15 protein-coding genes are annotated in these 21,212 nt (G+C 44.7%); 13 read left to right on the top strand and 2 right to left on the bottom strand.

Annotated elements, in window-relative coordinates:
* Nucleotides 1-30: 30 nt before the first annotated feature.
* Nucleotides 31-1,434: a sulfatase gene (locus tag MR764_RS08215; protein WP_247978928.1), complete on the top strand. Its 1,404-nt coding sequence runs from the start codon at nt 31-33 to the stop codon at nt 1,432-1,434.
* Between the two features lie 128 nt (nt 1,435-1,562).
* Here MR764_RS08215 and MR764_RS08210 read toward each other — a convergent pair whose 3' ends face one another.
* A complete protein-coding gene (locus tag MR764_RS08210; protein WP_247978927.1) occupies nt 1,563-3,470 on the bottom strand; it encodes an ATP-dependent DNA helicase RecQ in 1,908 nt (635 codons plus the stop codon).
* Between the two features lie 193 nt (nt 3,471-3,663).
* On the opposite strand from MR764_RS08210, the gene guaB reads away from it, so the two are divergent.
* From guaB to leuB, 12 genes are all read left to right on the top strand, one after another.
* Nucleotides 3,664-5,139 (top strand): IMP dehydrogenase, encoded by a 1,476-nt coding sequence (gene guaB / locus MR764_RS08205; RefSeq protein ID WP_247978926.1) that lies wholly within the window; start codon nt 3,664-3,666, stop codon nt 5,137-5,139.
* Nucleotides 5,140-5,193: 54 nt separating this feature from the next.
* On the top strand, nt 5,194-7,089 hold the full coding sequence (locus tag MR764_RS08200) for a peptidylprolyl isomerase (RefSeq protein WP_247978925.1): 1,896 nt from the start codon (nt 5,194-5,196) through the stop codon (nt 7,087-7,089).
* A complete protein-coding gene (locus MR764_RS08195; RefSeq protein WP_247978924.1) occupies nt 7,079-7,948 on the top strand; it encodes a hypothetical protein in 870 nt (289 codons plus the stop codon). The genes MR764_RS08200 and MR764_RS08195 overlap by 11 nt, the downstream gene beginning before the upstream one ends.
* Before the next feature lies 1 nt (nt 7,949).
* Nucleotides 7,950-9,293, top strand: coding sequence for a peptidylprolyl isomerase (locus tag MR764_RS08190; protein ID WP_247978923.1), 1,344 nt, complete (start codon nt 7,950-7,952; stop codon nt 9,291-9,293).
* A gap of 16 nt (nt 9,294-9,309) precedes the next feature.
* A complete protein-coding gene (locus MR764_RS08185; RefSeq protein WP_247978922.1) occupies nt 9,310-10,272 on the top strand; it encodes an AAA family ATPase in 963 nt (320 codons plus the stop codon).
* Nucleotides 10,272-11,876, top strand: coding sequence for an OstA-like protein (locus tag MR764_RS08180; protein ID WP_247978921.1), 1,605 nt, complete (start codon nt 10,272-10,274; stop codon nt 11,874-11,876). Before MR764_RS08185 ends, MR764_RS08180 begins: the two co-directional genes overlap by 1 nt.
* 442 nt (nt 11,877-12,318) lie before the next feature.
* A complete protein-coding gene (locus tag MR764_RS08175) occupies nt 12,319-13,824 on the top strand; it encodes a 2-isopropylmalate synthase (RefSeq protein WP_247978920.1) in 1,506 nt (501 codons plus the stop codon).
* Nucleotides 13,825-13,956: 132 nt separating this feature from the next.
* Nucleotides 13,957-15,357 (top strand): 3-isopropylmalate dehydratase large subunit, encoded by a 1,401-nt coding sequence (leuC, locus tag MR764_RS08170; protein WP_247978919.1) that lies wholly within the window; start codon nt 13,957-13,959, stop codon nt 15,355-15,357.
* A gap of 64 nt (nt 15,358-15,421) precedes the next feature.
* A complete protein-coding gene (locus MR764_RS08165; RefSeq protein WP_247978918.1) occupies nt 15,422-15,790 on the top strand; it encodes a four helix bundle protein in 369 nt (122 codons plus the stop codon).
* Between the two features lie 33 nt (nt 15,791-15,823).
* Complete coding sequence (gene leuD / locus MR764_RS08160; RefSeq protein ID WP_247978917.1) at nt 15,824-16,408, top strand: 3-isopropylmalate dehydratase small subunit; 585 nt, start codon at nt 15,824-15,826, stop codon at nt 16,406-16,408.
* A 61-nt stretch (nt 16,409-16,469) separates the two neighbouring features.
* Complete coding sequence (locus MR764_RS08155) at nt 16,470-18,053, top strand: alpha-isopropylmalate synthase regulatory domain-containing protein (protein WP_247978916.1); 1,584 nt, start codon at nt 16,470-16,472, stop codon at nt 18,051-18,053.
* Between the two features lie 91 nt (nt 18,054-18,144).
* A complete protein-coding gene (gene leuB / locus MR764_RS08150) occupies nt 18,145-19,209 on the top strand; it encodes a 3-isopropylmalate dehydrogenase (protein ID WP_247978915.1) in 1,065 nt (354 codons plus the stop codon).
* 107 nt (nt 19,210-19,316) lie between these two features.
* Here the strand turns inward: leuB and MR764_RS08145 are convergent, their stop codons facing one another.
* Complete coding sequence (locus MR764_RS08145) at nt 19,317-21,137, bottom strand: right-handed parallel beta-helix repeat-containing protein (RefSeq protein ID WP_247978914.1); 1,821 nt, start codon at nt 21,135-21,137, stop codon at nt 19,317-19,319.
* Nucleotides 21,138-21,212: the final 75 nt, after the last annotated feature.

The following is a 21,212-nucleotide window of genomic DNA, read 5'->3' as shown; positions in this document are numbered from 1 at the left end:
ATAGGATAAACAATTTTCAACATAGAAAAAATGAAAAACATTGGTCTGATCATCTCCCTGGCATTGTTCCTCATTTCGTGTAGCGAAAAAATTGAAAAACCCAACATCGTATTTGTTTTTGCCGATCAATGGCGGGCACAATCAACGGGGTATGCCGGAAATACCGATGTGCTAACCCCCAACCTTGACAAGCTGGCAACCGAAGGACTATGCTTTACCAACGCCATTTCCACCTGTCCGGTATGCACACCTTACCGGGCCATGTTGTTAACCGGGCAATATGTATTGAAAAATGGCATGTTTATGAACGACGTTTTGCTGAATCCCGATTCCCGGAGTTTGGGAAAACTGTTTAAACAGCAAGGATACCATACGGCATATATTGGGAAGTGGCACCTCGACGGGAATGGTCGTTCTGCATTTATCCCCAAAGAAAGGCGTCAGGGGTTTGACTACTGGAAGGTGCTGGAGTGCTCTCACAATTACAATAACTCGCTTTACTGGGGAAACGATGACGAACTGCACAAGTGGGAGGGCTACGATGCAGAAGAGCAAACGAAAGATGCAATTGCCTATATTAAAGAACAGGCAAAAAGCGGAAATCCATTTTGTTTGGTACTTTCCTGGGGACCACCTCACGCACCGTATCAAACGGCACCAAAAGAATTTCAGGATTTATATAAAAATAAGGATATACAGCTACGCCCCAATGTTCCGGAAGAACTGGCCGAAGAAACAAAAGCCATACTTCGGGGCTATTACGCCCACTGTTCTGCGCTAGATAGTTACATCCAACAATTGCAGGACGCTATCAGGCAAAGTAATATGGAAGACAATACCATTTTTGTTTTTACCTCAGATCATGGAGATATGATTAACAGCCACGGTCAGATGAAAAAGCAAAGAATTTATGAAGAATCAGCCAAAGTACCTTTCATTATTAAATATCCGGCACTATTGGGGAAAGAAGGCAGAAAAAGTGATTTCCTAATAAATACACTGGATATTTTGCCTACCCTGTTGGGTTTGTCGGGCCTCGATGTACCTGCCGGTTTGGATGGAGAAGATATAACCGACGTCATTCTAGGGAAAAGGGAGGATGACCGAAAAGCTGCTCTTGTCAGCTGTGTTCAACCCTTCGGGCAATGGTCCAGATCCCATGGCGGAAGAGAGTTCAGAGGACTCATTACAAAACAGTATACTTACGCTCAGGATTTATCGGGCGATTGGTTGCTCTTTGATAATGTTGCCGATCCCTACCAGTTAAATAACCTTACCGGAAATCCTGCTTTTGAATCCACTGCCAAAGATTTGGAAGAATTACTTTCCCGCGAACTCACCCGTCTCGACGATGAATTCTTAACGGGGCCTTCCTATATCGAAAAATGGGGACATACCATTGATTCCACCGGCACAGTACCTTATAGAAACTAGGAGGAACCAAGGATTGAAGGATTGAATGTTTGCTAACCTCTGACGATTGACTAATGCCCAATGCCTAATGACGGTTGACTTGCGGCTTGAAGCTATTTAAGCATTTCTGTATTCCCTTTGAACTATGTTCACCGCTCCCCTTGCCATTCGAGCAAACCATCCACCCGGTAAATTATTTTCTCGTTATCGATGTACCAGCGGAGCACTTCGCGCATTTTTTCGGGTTCGCCTTCCAGTTTAAAAATCAGCTCATCGAGTTTACGGGGAGAATCAAGGATTTTGGAAATTTTTTTCCCTATGGCTTTAAATTCAAAAGCTGAAATCTCCATTTGTTTCAGGGCTTTGCAAACATCGCAAACGCCACAGGGCGCCGCATCGTCTTCTCCAAAATAATTCAGCAGAATCTGACTCCGGCATTCCGACGAGCTACCCGCATAATGCAACACCGACTCAATGCGTTCGGCATACTCTTTTTTACGGATCTCGTAATTCTCTTTTGAAATTTTCAAGCGATCGATCGCCACCCTTTCCTTACTGAAATAAATAAACGGAGACTGGCTGCGCGGAACATAATCAATCACGTTCGACTTCCGAAGGTGTTTCAGGTAATTATAAACGCGGTCGTGATCGATTCCGGCACGTTTGGCCAGCAGTTCTTCGTCGATGGCCACATAACCGTTAAACAATCCGGTGTACGACCGAAGCAGCAATTTTATAAAATCGTCGAAGCTTGCATTGGCTACCTGGTATTTGTACAGTTCATCGCGCGAAATCACAAACGATATGCGGGAAGGATTATTTACCTCCTCGGTAAATTCGAGGTATCCTTCGCGTTGCAGAATTTTCAGGCTGCTGTATACCATGGCCTGCTGAAATTTGTAGGCCTGGGCAAAAGCCTGCAGGCCAAATTCGTGGATCATCCCCTTACCAAAGCCAACTGCGACCTGAAAATAGTTACAAAGCGCTTCGTAAATCCGCTTAATATTAGATATCTCGGGAAAAGCCGTAGTAACATGCTTTTTTAGTTTTGTCCGGTCGGCATTGTTAAAAAGCAGCACCGCCGCCGCCTTTTTGCCATCGCGACCTGCGCGTCCGGCCTCCTGATAGTAAGCTTCCAGCGAGTCGGGCGGATCGATGTGAACCACAAACCGCACATCGGGTTTATCGATCCCCATCCCAAAGGCATTGGTGGCCACAATTACACGCGTTTGCCCTTTCAACCAGGCATCCTGTCGTGCGCTGCGTACCAGGTTGCTTAATCCCGCATGATAATGACTGGCAGAGATCTTTTCCTGTTTCAGAAAATCGGCCACCTCGCGGGTGGCTTTACGGTTGCGCACATAAATCACCCCCGATCCTTTTGCTTTCTGAATGGTTTTCAGCAAATAGCCGTTCTTGTCTTCGACCTGCCGCACCAGGTAAGCCAGGTTCTCGCGCTCGAACGACATTTTTTGCAGGTTCTTTTCCGCAAATCCCAGTTTATCCTGAATATCGTCGGCAACCCGCGGAGTTGCGGTGGCGGTTAAGGCCAGTATCGGCACCCCTTTTAACGTTTTACGTACCTCTGCAATGTTCAGGTAACTGGGTCTGAAATCGTAGCCCCACTGCGAAATACAGTGCGCCTCGTCGACCGCCAGCAGGTTGATGTTCATTTGCTCCAGCCGCTCCATAAAACGTTCCGAGTTCAACCGTTCGGGCGAAACATACAGAAACTTGTAATCGCCCCAGACTGCACTGTCGAGGGTGAGTTTTATTTCGCGTTTCGATAAACCACTGTGAATGGCCAGCGCTTTAATGCCTTTACGGTTCAGGTTCTCGACCTGGTCCTTCATTAAAGCAATCAAGGGTGTTACCACCAAACACAAGCCGGGTTTCGAAAGCGAAAACACCTGGAAGGTAACCGACTTTCCTCCGCCGGTAGGCATCAATCCCAGGGTGTCTTTTCCTGCTGCAACCGACTCGATAATTTCGAGCTGCAAAGGCCTGAAATCGGGATAGCCCCAATACCGGGTTAATATTTGGTTGTACGTACTCATATAAAAGGTGCGAAAAGCTTTCGTTTTTCAATGCAGTGTTGAATTCCGCTGCTCATTTCATACAAATTAAGAAATCATTTCAGGCTTTAACAATTTTTATTGTTCAAAATAATTGCACGGTGAAATTAAGTGCCAGCAGTCTGCTATTTTTTTGTAGTTTTGCGCATTAAAATAATTCATAAAAAAGATTGCCATGTCGTTTATTGAAGACAAAATCCAATTTGAAGGACTCACCTTCGACGATGTTCTTTTACTTCCCGCTTACTCGGAACTTTTACCACGGGAAGTTGACCTCACCTCGCACTTTTCACGTAATATAATGATCAACACACCCATTTTGTCGGCAGCAATGGATACCGTTACCGAACACAAAATGGCCATCGCTATTGCCCGTGAAGGCGGAATTGGAGTGATTCACAAAAACATGGGAATTGAAGAGCAGGCGCACCAGGTAATGACGGTGAAACGTGCCGAAAACGGGATGATCTATGACCCGATCACGATTACCGCCGAAAAGAAAGTGAAAGATGCGCTGGATCTTATGTCCAAATATAAAATCGGTGGTATTCCGGTAGTAGACGGACATGGCTACCTGGTAGGGATCGTTACCAACCGCGACCTTCGTTTTGAAAAGAATATGGGCCGTCCGATTTCGGAAGTGATGACCAAAGACAACCTGGTTTCAACAACCGATTCTACTCACCTCGAAAAAGCTGCAGACATTCTGCAACAATATAAAATTGAAAAACTTCCCGTAGTTGACAAGAACAACAAACTGATCGGGTTGGTAACATATAAAGACATCACCAAGGCCAAAGACAAGCCATTCGCATGTAAAGATGAAAAAGGCCGTTTACGCGTAGCCGCCGGGGTTGGAATTGCCGGTGATACAATGGATCGTGTTGATGCACTGATCAAAGCCCAGGTAGATGCGCTGGTGATCGATACTGCTCACGGACACTCGAAAGGTGTGCTTGAAATGCTGAAAAGAATCAAGGCAAAATATCCGGAGAAAGACATTGTTGCCGGAAACATTGGAACTGCTGAAGCTGCCATCGCGTTGGTGAAAGCCGGCGCCGATGCGGTAAAAGTGGGAATTGGTCCGGGATCGATTTGTACCACCCGTGTAATTGCCGGTGTTGGTATTCCGCAACTTTCAGCTATTTACAATGTATCAAAAGCCATCAAAGGTTCTGGAGTTCCGATTATTGGTGACGGCGGTATCCGTTACTCGGGCGATATTGTAAAAGGTTTGGCTGCAGGTGCCGATTCGATTATGGCCGGAGGTTTATTTGCCGGGGTGGAAGAATCGCCGGGCGAAACCATTCTTTACCAGGGAAGAAAATTCAAATCGTACCGCGGAATGGGTTCGGTGGAAGCCATGCAGCAAGGCTCAAAAGACCGCTACTTCCAGGATATGGAGGAAGACATCAAAAAACTGGTGCCGGAAGGAATTGCTGCACGCGTTCCGTTCAAAGGTTCGCTGTACGAAGTGATTTATCAGTTAATCGGAGGTTTGCGTGCCGGGATGGGTTACTGTGGCGCTCAAAACATTAAAGCCCTGCAGGAAGCTAAATTCACCCGTATCTCGAATGCCGGTGTTGCCGAAAGTCACCCGCATGATGTGAGCATTACCCGTGAAGCACCGAACTACAGCAGCCGTTCGTAAGAACGCTGCTGCGATAAGGCGCACCTTGTAATTTATCGTTAAAACCTTGAATAAATGTATCGGGTCATCTTCTCATGTCTTTTAATTTTGAGTGCCGCACTTCATTTGCGGGCACAAGACGCGGAAATATTGCTGACAATCGATGGAAAACCGGTTAGCAAAGCCGAATTCGAATACATTTATCAAAAAAATAACACAAACGTTTATGCCGATTCTGACAAAAAAACGCCGGAAGAGTATCTGCCTTTGTTCATCGACTTTAAGTTGAAGGTAACCGAGGCAGAACGGCTAAAAATGGATACCAGCGCGGCATTTATCAACGAACTGGCAGGTTACCGCAAAGAGATTGCCGAGCACTACCTCACTGACATTAATTTTGAAGACCAGCTGGTGCACGAAATGTACCGGAGAATGACACAGGAAGTAGATGCCAGCCATATCTTGCTGCGCCTCGATAAAAATGCATCGCCCGAAGAGGAACAAAAAACGCTCAATAAAATCCGGAAAATCCGCCAGGAGTTATTGGATGGAAGAGATTTTGGTGAAGCGGCAGTGGAATATTCTGAAGATCCGTCGGCCAAAGACAACCACGGAAATTTGGGCTATTTCTCGGCATTTATGATGGTTTATCCGTTTGAAAATGCAGCTTACAACACTCCGGTTGGTGAAATTTCGGAACCTGTCCGGTCAAGTTTTGGATACCATATTCTGAAAGTGAATGATATTCGCCTCAATCAAGGTGAAATCCTGGTGGCGCACATCATGAAAAATGTTCCGGCAGATGCCAGTGCAGAAACCAAAAATGAGATAAAAACGCAGATTGATTCGATTTATGAGCAGGTAAAGAACGGAGCTGATTTTGCAGAACTCGCTAAGAAGGAATCCAACGACCGGCGTTCAGCGGTTAAAGGCGGAGAAATGCCGTGGTTTTCGCGCGGAAGAATTATTCCGCAATTTGCCAATCCGGCCTTCGACCTGAAAAACGTAGGAGACATTTCTAAACCGGTGGAAACGCCTTTTGGGTATCACGTCATCAAAAAGCTCGATCAAAAACCGGTGCCTTCGTTCGATGATGTGAAGAAAGAAATCGAAACGCGCATTGCCCATGATCCCGAACGCAGAACATCGAGCGAAAAAGCTTTTGTGGAGAAACTCAAAATGGAATATAATTTCTCGGAAAACAACTCTGCAAAACAATCGCTGGAGGGAAAAAATGTGGATTCGGAGAATATTCCCGCCGACCTGACTTTGTTTATCATCGATAATAAAAACTACACCACAGCCGATCTTCAAAAATGGCTTTCGGCAAAAAACATAAAAACAGGTTTTATCCTGTCGAATTACGATGAATGGGTAAATGCTGAAATCATCGCGCTGGAAGATTCAAAGCTCGAAGACAAGTATTCCGATTTCAGGTACCTGATGCGGGAGTACCACGATGGTATTTTGCTCTTCAACATTTCGCAGGAAAAGATATGGAACTTTGCCAGTGAAGATTCGCTTGGTTTGCAGGGATTCTACAACGAAATGAAAGAGAAACCGATGTGGAAGGACCGTTTTAAAGGCAGTATTATAAGCTGCAAAAACGAGGAAATAAGAGACCAGGCCGATAATTTGTTTGGCGCCGACTTAACTGTGGAGGAAGTGGCGGAACACCTGAACACCAACGGCGAAGTTTTCACAGTTGAAACCGGGGCCTGGGAAGAAGGCACCAATCCTGTGGTGGATTATTATGTGTGGAACGGCAGCGAACCCGAAAATTTTAACAGTTTAACTACGTTTATAAGGGGGGACAAAGTCGGCCCTGAGCCAAAACTACTCGACGAAGCACGTGGTTTGTACATTTCAGACTACCAGCAATACCTGGAAAAAAATTGGTTGAAGGAACTTCACGCGAGATATAAAGTAAAAGTAAACCGGAAAGTATTAAAAACGATTGATGGTGTTTAAAAAGGGAATAAAATATTTATTGATAATCGGTGCCTGCATCCTGTTAAAAGCGTGTACCGAAGCGCCGAAAGAGGAACCGGTAGCCCAGGTTGGCGACCGTTTTCTGTACAAATCAGACCTGCTCAAAATATTCCCAGGAAACGCCACCAAAGAAGACAGTTTGATCATTGCCACCGACTACATCAACAAATGGGTGAAGCAGGAATTAATGATTCAGAAGGCCAACGAAAACCTGTCGCAAAGTCAGAAAGACGTTTCCCGCGAATTGGAAGAATACAGGAATTCACTCATCATTTTCAGGTATAAAAATGAGTTGATGCAACAACGCATGGACACCGTGGTGTCAGAAGATCAGATTCAGCAATATTACGATCAAAACAAGGCCGCATTCAACCTCGACCGCTACATCGTAAAAGGGGTTTATGTGAAAATACCCAAGGAACTGGCCAATATTAACGCGTTGAAAACCATGGTGCAGGACATGACCGATGAAGGGCAAAGCGTACTGAAAGATTATTGCACGCGTTACGCCAAGAACTTTGAAATTGCCAACAACTGGATCGATTTCAAGGTCCTTAACCGCAGTCTTCCGGTTTCGATCGATGATCCTGAAGCTTTTTTGAGGAATAACAGCCTGAAAGAAATGACAGATGAAGATTATTATTATCTTGTCAGCATTCGCGACTACAAACTAACAAACGATCTGGCACCCCTCGAATTTGTGGAAAACGACATAAAAAATCTAATATTAAACCAGCGTAAGATCAAGTTTCTGCGCGAAGTGGAAAACAATATCTACAAAGAAGGAGAACGAAAAAAGAAATTTAAAATTTATGATACAGCTATCAATAATGAATAAAATGCAAAAGATTTTTGGAACGCTGTTGCTTACGTTTTTTATCGTAGGAAGCGTTGCCGCACAAGACAAAGTAATCGACCAGATTGTTGCCGTTGTAGGCGGAAATATTATTCTGAAATCCGACATCGAGAATATGCACATCAGCCAGCAGGCACAGGGGGTTACCTCCGAAGGCGATATGAAGTGCGAAATCCTTGAGCAATACCTGATCAACAAACTACTGGTTGCCGAAGCAGAGCTGGATACCTTGATTACTGTTACGCCCAGCGAAGTAAACCAGCAAATGGACGGAACGCTTCAGTCGTACATTGCCCACTTCGGTTCAGAAAAAGCAGTGGAAGCTTATTTCAAAAAACCGTTGGCTTCGGTAAAGGCAGACATGCAGGAATCGATCCGGGAACAATTGTACAGCCAGAAAATGCGTAATAAAATTGTAGAGAACGTTGCGGTAACTCCATCCGAAGTGCGTTACAATTACAGAAATCTTACCAAAGATGAAGTACCTACTGTTCCGACACAATATGAATACGAACAAATTACCATTCAGCCAAAAATTGACCTCGACGAAGAAAACCGTGTAAAAGCGCAGCTTCGCGACATCAAAAAAAGAATTGAGAACGGGTCCAGTTTTGCAGCCATGGCGGTGATTTATTCTGAAGGCCCTTCGGCAAAAGACGGTGGTGTAATTGGTTACTCGGGACGTGCTCAACTGGATCCTGCATATGCTGCAGCTGCTTTTAACCTGAAAGGCGACCAGGTTTCAAACGTGGTAAAAAGTGCCTTTGGTTACCACATTATTCAGTTGGTCGACAAACAGGGGTCAAAAGTGAACACCCGTCATATTCTGATGAAACCTAAAGTTTCGGTAGAAGCCAAAGAACAAGCCTACAACCGTCTCGACAGTTTAGCCAACCTGATTCGCAAAGATGAAATCAGCTTTGAACAGGCCTCTGCCATGTTCTCTTACGATAAAAACAGCCGCAACAACGGAGGTATGGCGATCAATCCAAACACCATGTCATCCAAATTTGCGGTAGAAGAACTGGACGGCGATGTAAGTAAAGTTTTGACCGGCATGAATCTTAACGAAATTTCAAAACCGTTTGAGACCATTGATCCGGAGAACCAGCAAATGGTTTACAAAATCATTAAGCTCACCAACAAGATCGATGCCCACAAAGCCGATCTTCAAAACGATTACCAGACACTCGCAGAAATGTACCTGATGAAGAAAAAGGAAGAAACGCTGGAAAAGTGGATTGCTGAGCGTCAGTCGCAAACTTATATCCGTATCGACAACACTTACGCCAACTGTAACTTCAAATTCGATCACTGGATAAAATAACACCGGAATTTAGCCCATGGAATACAAAAATGATGTTGCTGCGCTGGATGGCCTGCGCGAAAAATTTAACGAGCTCAAGGCGGAAATCAAAAAGGTGATTTACGGTCAGGATGAAGTTATCGATCAGGTTTTGGTTTCGCTGTTTAGCCGCGGCCATGTGCTTTTGATCGGTGTACCCGGACTGGCCAAAACGTTGCTGGTTACCACCATCGCGAAAACTTTGGGCTTGAAATACAATCGTATCCAGTTTACACCCGATTTAATGCCTTCAGACATTATCGGAACCGAGATTCTGAACAATGAGCGTAACTTTAAATTTGTACAGGGCCCCATTTTTGCCAACATCATTTTAGCGGATGAAATCAACCGTACGCCTCCGAAAACGCAATCGGCTTTGCTCGAAGCGATGCAGGAACGTGCAGTAACAGCAGCCGGGCAGCATTTCGATCTCGACCGGCCATTCTTTGTTTTGGCCACTCAGAACCCGATTGAACAGGAAGGAACCTATCCCCTACCCGAAGCGCAACTCGACCGTTTTATGTTTTCGGTTTGGCTCGATTATCCCAAGCTGGCCGACGAACTCACCATTGTAAAAAATACCACGTCAACACTTGATGTGACTGCCAACACGGTGATTTCGGGGAAAGAAATCATGTTCTTCCAGGAACTGATCCGCAAAATACCGGTAAACGACAATGTGCTCAGATATGCGGTGACACTTGCGGCCAAAACACGCCCGGGCACCGAAACCGCTGCCGATGTCTCCAACCAGTACCTGAAATGGGGCGCCGGACCAAGAGCATCGCAATACCTGGTTCTGGGAGCTAAAACACATGCGGCGCTTCACGGGAAATATTCGCCCGACATTGAAGATGTAAAAGCCATTGCTCCTTCCATTCTCCGGCACCGGATCATCAAAAACTACAAGGCGGAAGCCGAAAATATTTCAATCGACGACATCATTGCAAAACTGCTTTAATGCAACAACTTCGTTTTAATAGTACACCGACTCAAAAGCCGGGATTAGCTTTCCTTCTTCTGGCAGGATTGATGTTTATTACGGTTATTACACCGGCACAGGAAAAAAAGAGAGTCGACATTCTGAATGCAGGCTCGCTCGAAACAAGCACTGCCATTGCCAATGCGCAGCGCTGGCTCGACAATGTTATTATTAAACATGAAAACATTCTGATGTATTGCGACAGTGCATACACCTACGAAGGATCGAATCGGGTGGATGCATTTGGCCATGTTCATATCAATCAGGCTGACACACTCCATCTTTATGCCCGTAAAATTTTTTACGATGGAGACAGAAGCTTTGCCCAGGCCATTCATGATGTCAGACTCGAAAAAAAAGAGATCACCTTGTACTCCGATACGCTGGATTACGATATGAACCTCAATATTGGCTATTATGATTGTGGGGGAAAGATTGTGGACAGTACCAACACGCTGACCAGCAAAGTAGGCCAGTATTATTTGAATGAAGATATGGTTCACTTCACGGATAGCGTAGTTGGTTTTAACGATAAATACACACTGAATAGCGAAGACATAAAATACAACACCAAAACCGAAATTATTTATTTTTCTTCGGCCACAACCATACGCGATTCATCCAACACTTTATACGCTGAAGAAGGATGGTACAACACGCTTACCGGAGATGCCGACCTGAATAAAGCGCCGAGAATATACAACGACACTCAATTTTTGAAAGCCGAACAAATCACCTTTAACAAAACAACTGGGGATACGCACGCGTTGGGAAATGTATTTCTCGAAGACTATGAAAACCGCAGCATTGTTCAGGGACAAAAGGTGGATTACAACGAACAAACCGAAATGGCGCTCGTCACCGATTCTGCCGTTTTTATTTCCTACAACCAAACCGACAGTTTGTATTTGCATGCCGATACACTGCGCACCATGCCCGACACCATTGAAGGCGAAAACATCGTAAATGCCTATTACGGTGTGCGTTTTTACCGTAGCGATATCCAGGGTGTGTGCGATTCAATGATCTATTTCACCAAAGATTCTGTTGTGGAACTGCACGTCAATCCGGTATTATGGTCGGGGATTCAGCAATTAAGCGCCGAGAATATTAAAATGATACAACACAGCAATGCGCCCAACGAGTTACGCCTGTACAACAATAGCTTTATCATCTCGGAACAGGACACCGGCATGTTCGACCAGATCAAGGGAAAAAACATGGTGGGTTATGTCAAAAACGGAAAGCTCGATTACATCGATGTGGATGGCAACGGACAAACGCTGTATTATGCCCGCGAAAAAGAAGAAATTATAGGATTAAACCGCGCCGAAAGCAGTAATATTTCCATTCGTTTTCAGGACGGTAAAATTCATAAAATTGCTTTTCAAAAAAAACCCGAAGGCGAACTGAATCCGCTTGAGAAAGTGACAGATAACAACAAGAAACTCTCCAATTTTAACTGGCAGATTGAATTAAGGCCAGTTTCAAAAGACGATATATTTCGCAAAACCGAAAAGAAAGAATCAGCACCCGAAGAATCTGAAAAGGGAAAAGCAAAATCACCCTCCAAAGTTGAATAATAAACGGGAAAGTGCTATTCAAAAAGTAATCCGGCCTCTTTGATCGGAATACCTGTCTTTTTTTATTAATCACATACTCAAAATCAGATTATAAAGTATGAATATTAACTTTTCGCATAAAAAAGCGTCATTTATTTTCATTTTAAATATTTTTTTTGATATTTGCATGAAATCGTAAGAAAACGACATGAAATTCAACATTTCCATTATTAACATTCTCCTTGGTATTCTTCTTCTAACAAGACAGAAATGAGAATGGTATGTTGATTAACGATATTGGATAAATAAAAGCCATTCTCAAATAAGAGGATGGCTTTTTTGATGATTGAAAGATGAAAGTTGGAAGTCAGAAGATAGAAGATGGAAGATTAAAAAACTTGTAGTTTGAAGCTTGAGACTTGCAGCTAAAGAAAAGGAAATAATAACTGATAAATAAATTAAAATGAGCGACAGACTGTACATTTTCGACACAACCCTGAGGGACGGCGAACAGGTCCCGGGGTGTCAGTTGAATACGGTAGAAAAGATTGAAGTTGCCAAAGCATTGCAGGAATTAGGCGTTGACGTAATTGAAGCCGGATTCCCTATTTCCAGCCCCGGCGATTTCGAATCGGTAGTTGAGATTTCAAAAGCGGTTACCTGGCCAACCATTTGTGCCCTTACCCGCGCAGTACAGAAAGATATTGATGTTGCAGCTGAATCCCTAAAATACGCTAAAAAAGGTCGTATCCATACCGGAATCGGAACATCAGATTTTCATATTTACCATAAACTCAACTCCAACCCCGATGCCATCATCGAACGTGCGGTTGAGGCGGTTAAATATGCCAAAAAATACGTCGAAGATGTAGAGTTTTATGCCGAAGATGCAGGCCGTACAGGCAACGAATACCTGGCCCGTGTAATTGAAGCCGTTATTAAAGCCGGTGCAACCGTTGTAAATATTCCGGATACCACCGGATACACCTTGCCGCACGATTTTGGGGCAAAAATCAAATACCTGGTCGACAACGTACCCAACATTCACAAAGCAATTATTTCTACACACTGCCACAACGATTTGGGCATGGCAACAGCCAACACCATTTCGGGGATTATAAACGGTGCCCGTCAGGCAGAGGTTACCATTAACGGTATCGGCGAGCGTGCCGGTAATACGTCGCTGGAAGAAGTGGTAATGACCCTGAAGACGCATTACCAGGCGCTGCAAATTGACACAGGGGTAAACACCAAACAAATTTACCAGACCAGCCGTTTGGTTTCAACCTTGATGAACATGCCTGTTCAACCCAACAAAGCAGTAGTGGGGAGAAATGCATTCGCGCATTCATCGGGAATCCACCAGGACGGCGTGTTGAAAAACCGTGAGAATTACGAGATCATGGATCCGACCGATGTGGGCATCAACGAATCGGCAATTCTGTTGACAGCAAGAAGTGGTCGTGCAGCATTGAAACACCGCCTTGAACTGATGGGCTTCCAGTTGAGCAAGGAAAAACTGGACGAAGTATACGAAGAGTTCCTGAAACTGGCGGATAAGAAAAAAGACGTCCGTGATGACGATATCGCTTTGCTGGTTGGAGATGCCACCCGCAAAGAACACCGAATCAAGCTGAATTACCTGCAGGTGATTTCCGGCAAAAGCCTGAAACCAATGGCATCAGTAGTTTTGGATATTGCCGGTGAGAAATTCGATGCCACCTCGGCAGGAAACGGTCCGGTTGATGCAGCTATTTCAGCCGTGAAGAAAATCATTCACCGCCAGGTAGTGATCGAAGAATTCCTGGTACAGGCCATCACCCGCGGTAGCGACGACATTGGTAAAGTGCACATGCAGGTGGACTACCAGGACTCTATCTATCACGGTTTTGGAGCGCATACCGACATTATTACCGCTTCGGTGGAAGCTTTCCTTGATGCCATCAATAAATTGCCGGTAGGAGAATAAGTTCAGAGTTTAAAGTTTAGAGTTCAAAGAATAAATATTTTACGGAGATACCAGTTCCGAATCGAACACCCGGAATCAAGAATCCAACATTCGATATCGAGTATCCAGTATCAAGAATCCAGTATCAAGATTATGGAAGCAAAAACATTATTTGATAAAATTTGGGACGCACACGTGGTGAAGAAGGTCGAAGGCGGTCCAAATGTATTGTACATCGACCGTCACCTGATCCACGAAGTTACCAGTCCGGTAGCATTTTTAGGATTAAAAAACCGTGGGCTGAAAGTTTTCCGTCCCGACAAAACCACAGCTACACCCGACCATAACGTTCCTACACAGGATCAGCATCTTTCGATTAAAGATGAATTGTCGCGTAACCAGGTTGAAAAGCTGAAACAGAACTGCGCAGAACATGGCATTGTTTACCACGATTTGCAGTCGGAAGGACACGGTATCGTTCACATCATTGGCCCGGAAATGGGGCTTACCCAACCCGGAATGACCATTGTTTGCGGCGACAGCCACACTTCCACTCACGGAGCTTTTGGCGCCATTGCCTTTGGTATCGGAACAAGTGAAGTTGAAATGGTATTTGCCAGTCAATGTATTATGCAGCCGAAACCCAAGAAAATGCGCATCACTGTTAATGGTGAATTGAGCAAAGGAGTAACAGCAAAAGACATTGCGCTTTACATCATTTCAAAAATTTCGACCAGCGGTGGTACCGGTCACTTTATTGAATACGCGGGTTCGGCCATTACCGGCTTGAGCATGGAAGGTCGTATGACCCTTTGTAACCTGAGTATTGAAAGTGGCGCCCGCGGCGGTATGATTGCGCCCGACGAAACTACTTTTGCGTATGTAAAAGGCCGTCAGTTTGCACCAAAAGGTGAAGAATGGGACAATGCCGTTGCGAAATGGAAAGAACTGAAATCGGACGACGGAGCGGTATTCGACACAGAATACGTTTACGATGCAGCCGATATTGAGCCGATGATTACCTACGGAACCAACCCGGGAATGGGGGTTGGCGTAACGCAAAGCATCCCTACTTCGGAAGGAATGGAAGGCACCGACAAAACCACTTACATCAAATCGTTGCAGTACATGGGTTACCACGAAGGTGATTCGATGAAAGGCAAACCGGTTGATTATGTTTTCCTGGGGAGCTGTACCAACGGACGAATTGAAGACTTTAGAGCTTTTGCCGAATTTGTAAAAGGCAAGCAGAAAGCACCGGGAGTTGATGCCTGGTTGGTACCGGGATCAAAACGGGTGGAAAGCCAGATTCGCGAAGAAGGCTTGACCGAAATTCTGGAAGCTGCAGGGTTCGAACTACGTCAACCCGGATGCTCGGCTTGTCTGGCCATGAACGAAGACAAAATCCCAGAAGGAAAATATGCGGTTTCAACCACCAACCGAAATTTTGAAGGTCGCCAGGGACCGGGCTCCAGAACCATGCTGGCCAGTCCGCTTACCGCTGCTGCTGCCGCTGTTACCGGAGTTGTAACCGACCCAAGAGAAATGATGTAATTGGAAGGTTGGAATCTTAAGGATTAGAAGGTCAGAAGATACTATTTTGGAAATGCAGGTTGAAATGAATGAGTTGGCAGAATTTAAGGAATACATGAAGAAGCGGACCAAAAAATTTTCGCACGATTGTGTTAAGCTAGCGCTCAGCTTTCCGAGCAACATGCTTGGCAAACATGTCCAAAATCAGTTGATCAGATCTTCCACTTCTGTTGCGGCAAATTACAGGGCTTCCTGTGTGGCACAAACGATTCCGACAGTGATTGCAAAAATGAGTATTTCGATTGAAGAAGCAGATGAAAGTGAATTCTGGCTGGAATTTTCAAAAGATGAAAAACTTTCAGAAGAAAAGGAAACTCAATTGCTAATGAATGAAGCACATGAAATTGCCTCAATTCTTATTAAATCAAGGCTGACTCTTCAAAAGAAACTCTGACATTCAAAATTCTAATATTCAAATATTCAAAAAATGGCTTACGATAAATTTTCAGTAATCAATACACCGGCAGTGCCGCTTCCTATCGAAAATGTGGACACTGACCAAATTATTCCTGCCCGTTTCCTGAAAGCAGTGGAACGCAAAGGATTTGGAGATAACCTGTTCCGCGACTGGCGTTACGAAAAAGACGGAACACCCAAAGCTGATTTTCCGCTTAATAATCCCAAGTATTCAGGTAAAATACTGGTTGGTGGAAAAAACTTCGGTAGTGGTTCCAGCCGCGAACATGCAGCCTGGGCGATTTACGATTATGGTTTCCGCGTAGTGGTTTCCAGTTTCTTCGCCGACATCTTTAAAGGGAATGCCCTGAACAACGGACTATTGCCCGTTGTTGTTACTCCTGAATTCCTTCAGAAAATATTTGATGCGATCGAAAAAGATGCAACAACAGCTTTTGAAGTGGATCTCGAAAAACAAACTTTTACAATAACAGCTACAGGAGAATCGGCCGAGTTTGAAATCAATCCGTACAAAAAACATTGTTTGCAAAACGGTTTGGACGACATCGATTACCTCGTGGCAATGAAAGACGAGATCGCCGCATTTGAAGGATAATGTGAAAAGGATGCTCACCTAAAGAGGTCCGTGCGCTCGATAAAATAAACAGACAGGAAAAATGACAGGAAAAACAGTGGAAGTTTCAGGAAAGCAGCTCATCATAATGGATACAACCTTGCGTGATGGTGAGCAAACCTCCGGGGTTTCGTTCAGCGAACACGAAAAGCTGAGCGTTGCCCGGGTGCTTCTTGAAGACGTGAAAGTGGACCGTATTGAAATTGCCTCGGCACGTGTGTCGGAAGGTGAATTCAAAGGTACACAACGCGTCATGAAATGGGCCGCCGAAAGGGGTCACCTGGACAAAATTGAGGTGCTGGGTTTTGTTGATGGCAAAGTATCGCTTCAATGGATTGCAGACGCAGGATGTAAAGTAATCAACCTGCTTTGCAAGGGTTCGTACAAACACGTTACCGAACAACTCAGAAAAACGCCGGAAGAACACCTGAGCGATGTGCGCAAAGTGATTGCCAATGCCGAAGAGATGGGAATCAGGGTAAATGTTTACCTCGAGGACTGGTCGAACGGAATGCGCAGTTCAAAAGACTATGTACATTTTATGATTTCCGCTTTGCAACAGGAAAAAATCGGACGCATCATGTTACCCGATACCCTCGGGATCCTTGATCCGGATGAAACCTATGATTTTTGCAAAGAGATGATCGAAAATTACCCGGATGTAGATTTTGATTTTCATGCGCACAACGACTATGATTTGGCGATTGCCAATGTTTTCCATGCCTTAAAAGCCGGAATTCGTTGCGTTCACACCACCGTTAACGGTTTGGGTGAAAGAGCCGGAAACGCCCCTCTTTCCAGTGTCATTGCCACCATAAAGGATCACCTGAACATGCACACCAATGTGAACGAAACCCAACTCAATAAAATCTCGAAGTTGGTGGAATCGTTTTCAGGTATTCGCATTCCGACCAATAAACCTTTGATTGGGGAGTTTGTGTTTACACAGTGCAGTGGAATTCATGCGGATGGCGACAGTAAAAACAACCTGTATTTCAACGATCTTTTACCGGAACGTTTCGGGAGGACTCGTCAATATGCGCTCGGAAAAACCTCGGGCAAGGCCAACATCAAAAAGAACCTGGAGGAGCTGGGAATTGAACTGGATGCAGAATCGCTGAAAAAGGTGACCAACCGGATTATCGAACTGGCCGACGACAAAGAATCGATTACCAACGATGATTTACCGTACATCGTATCCGACGTGCTTCACAGCGACCTGGTGGAACAAAGGGTAAGAGTGATAAACTACTCGATTACATACACCATGGGGCTTCGGCCGGTTGCCAATGTGGCCCTCGAAATAGAAGGAAAAGAATACGAAGAATATAGCGATGGCGACGGTCAGTACGACGCATTTGTAAAGGCTCTGCATAAAATTTACAAGCGCTTGGGCAAATCATTCCCAAAACTGGTGGATTATGTAGTTACCATTCCTCCGGGCGGACACACCGATGCGTTGGTTGAAACCGTTATTACCTGGCAGAACAAGCATGAGTTTAAAACCAAAGGTTTGGATCCTGACCAGAATGCTGCGGCTATTAAAGCTACCATCCGGATGTTGAATATCATCGAGAATGAATTCAATCCCGAGGTTTTAGACAAGATAAATAATACAATTTCATAAAAACCAAATGGGTTAGAGCCGGAAAATCTCTGTCCCGTTAACTTCGGAGATCCTTTAAATCAAAAAAGAATCGCCGTTAATTTTTAAATCAATGAAAATTAATATTGCAGTACTTCCCGGAGACGGGATTGGGCCTGAAATCGTAGAACAGGCGATGAAATCGGTGAAAGCAATTGCGCAAAAATTTAATCACGAACTCGAATACGAATACGGACTGACTGGTGCAGCTGCCATTGACCAGGTAGGCGATCCCTACCCGGCTGAAACACACGATTTGTGTATGAAATCGGATGCTGTTCTTTTTGGCGCCATCGGAGATCCGAAGTTCGACAACAATCCAAAAGCTCCGGTACGTCCGGAACAAGGCCTGCTGGCCATGCGTAAAAAACTGGGTTTGTATGCCAATATTCGTCCGGTAGAAACATTTGAGTCGTTGTTGCACAAATCGCCTTTACGCCGCGAATTGGTGGAAGGAGCCGATTTTGTTTGTATCCGCGAATTAACCGGTGGAATGTATTTTGGCGAAAAAGGCCGTAAAGACGATGGAAACACGGCATTCGACACTTGTATTTACACGCGTGAAGAAGTTGAACGTATTTTAAAACTGGGTTACGAATTTGCTGCGAAACGGAATAAAAAGCTTACTGTTGTTGACAAAGCCAACGTATTGGAAAGCTCGCGTTTGTGGCGTGAAGTAGCTCAGGAAATGGCGCCCAACTATCCGGATATAAAAACGGAATACATGTTTGTCGATAATGCTGCCATGCAGATTATTCAGTGGCCCAAGAATTTCGATGTAATGGTGACTGAAAACATGTTCGGCGATATCCTTACCGACGAAGCAAGTGTAATCACCGGTTCGCTGGGACTATTGCCTTCTGCATCTGTTGGTATCCACACTTCGGTTTTTGAACCCATCCATGGTTCGTATCCGCAGGCTGCCGGGAAAGACATTGCCAACCCCATTGCCACCATCCTTTCTGCTGCCATGATGTTTGAATATGCTTTTAACCTGCAGGAAGAAGGGAAGCTGATCCGCGACGCTGTTGCTGCTTCCATGGAAGAAGGCTTGGTTACCGAAGACATTGCTGAAGGGCCGGCTTACAAAACTTCGCAGGTGGGCGACTGGATTGCACACTGGATCGAAAAAAATTAAGGGACATGCGGTTTGAAACCGCATGATTTTTCGGGCGATTGCAAATCGCCTGCACCTAAAAAAGAACCGTTCCCGAAAAAAGAGAACGGTTCTTTTATTTTATTCATTCACTTGAACAGTTCCTTCGCTTCCTTCAACTTTAATGTGTAATTCTCCTCTCCTTCTGTCAGTACCACATTATCCACTTTTTGAATATCTTCCTCATTGGTATTGTTGTATCGAATCGGTGGATTTCCAGCTGTACAAAACAGGTAGTTTTCTTTTACCAGATTGGTGGTTGCCCGGTGAAACCGTAAAGGCGACTTGGAAATATTGTAAATCAGGTTATGGGCAACCAACACATCAGTGGTTCCTTCATCCAAAAACATTCCGTTGCTTTCAGCTCTACCCGCATTTAATTGCACATCGTGAATGTGGTTGTTGACCAACTTGCTGCCCGGTTGTAAACCCAGCATATAAATTCCACCTCCATCGCTCAGCACGTTCATGATATCGTGAATGTGATTACCATCGATGACATTCGCCCGACAAGGTGTTGGAACCGGGCTCCACATCCATCCAATGGATATTCCCGAATAAGGAAGATCGTAAACATGATTGTCTTTTACATTTACTTCCGCCGTTAATCCACACCAGATTCCCACGGCACCGTAGAAAAGTGCGCCACATTGTGTCACTTTGCAATTCTTAACCGCATTTCCAATCGATACATCTTCCGGTGTTTCCTGCCACCAGGGCTTACCGTTTACCCGCCGATCCTGCCCTTCCCCAATCATGATTCCATTCCCGGCAATATCCGAAAACAACGAATTTTCAACGCTGCAATCTTTACATCCAACTGAAAACCAAAGACCTGCCCCACCCAAATTTTGAAAAACACAATTTTGGAAAACAACATTTTCAGCCCATGCGGCATTTATTGCTGCCGGAACCACTGTCCATTGCTGACCAGCCGAACGCGGATCATAATGACAAGCCTGAATACCGCAGTACCCCAGCTCAGGAATTTCCCACGCACTGTGCCGAAACGTAATTCCGTCGAAAGAAATATTTTTTATCGGCTGATCTTTTGATCCGTTTATCGATAAAAGGCCTTCAGAAACCGGAATAAAAACCTCCATATCTTCCGGATTTTGATCGGCCGGCAATTTCAACAATAGTTTATTGGTTTCAGCATCGAAATACCACTCAAAATCCATATCCAGAAAAGCCCTGTCATTCTCCAGAAAATACCTCGGATGTTCTTCCCAGCCATCAATGTTAAAAAAAGCAAGAGACTTCGCCCCAACAGAATCAATGGCTGTCAACTGATGTTTTTGATCATCTATCTCTTTAATACCGATTCTCGAAATCGACCAATCGTGCAGCAACACGAGTTCCACATCGCTTAAATTTTCAGGCTTCGGGAACTCATCCGCTTCAAAAAAGAAATTTGTCCGGCGATCTTCACCCGCTTTTTTCACCCGTAAAAAACCTTCATTCGGAAATCTCGCGCGCACGCATCGTTTATTTTCAACAAATAATTCCCGGGGAGTTTTCCCCGTTTCAATTTTTGCTTCCCATAATCCGTTTTCAAGCTTCTGCCAGCCACGAACCTGCACACCTCCCGAAATAACCGGATTTGCATGGCGTTCAGCTTTTACTGTCACACGAGCTTCGGGATGAATAAAATTAGACGACAATATGGAAAGTGGTTCATCCAAATAATAGGTGCCATCAGTCAAATGAATAGTAAAATTACCCTCCACGTCGCGAGGAAGAGCGTCCAGCGCTTTCTGAACCGTACGAAATGGCTTGTTTGCAGTTCCTGAATTTCCATCATCTCCGTTGGGAGAAACATAGAACTCGTTGCTGTTTTGCGTACACGAAATGGACATAAAAATCCCGGCAATGAGCCACCAATTTTTTAAAGAATACTGTTTATTCATAGTCAGCAGGTAAAGGTTATTGCTTCTAAAAATATCTAAATTCAGCCAAACGCCAATAGGGTTCACCCAATAAAA

Source organism: Maribellus sp. YY47 (assembly GCF_023111095.1).
Classification (GTDB): Bacteria; Bacteroidota; Bacteroidia; order Bacteroidales; family Prolixibacteraceae; genus Draconibacterium.
Note: the sequence above shows the minus strand (reverse complement) of the source record. Positions and strands in the feature narration are given on the sequence as shown.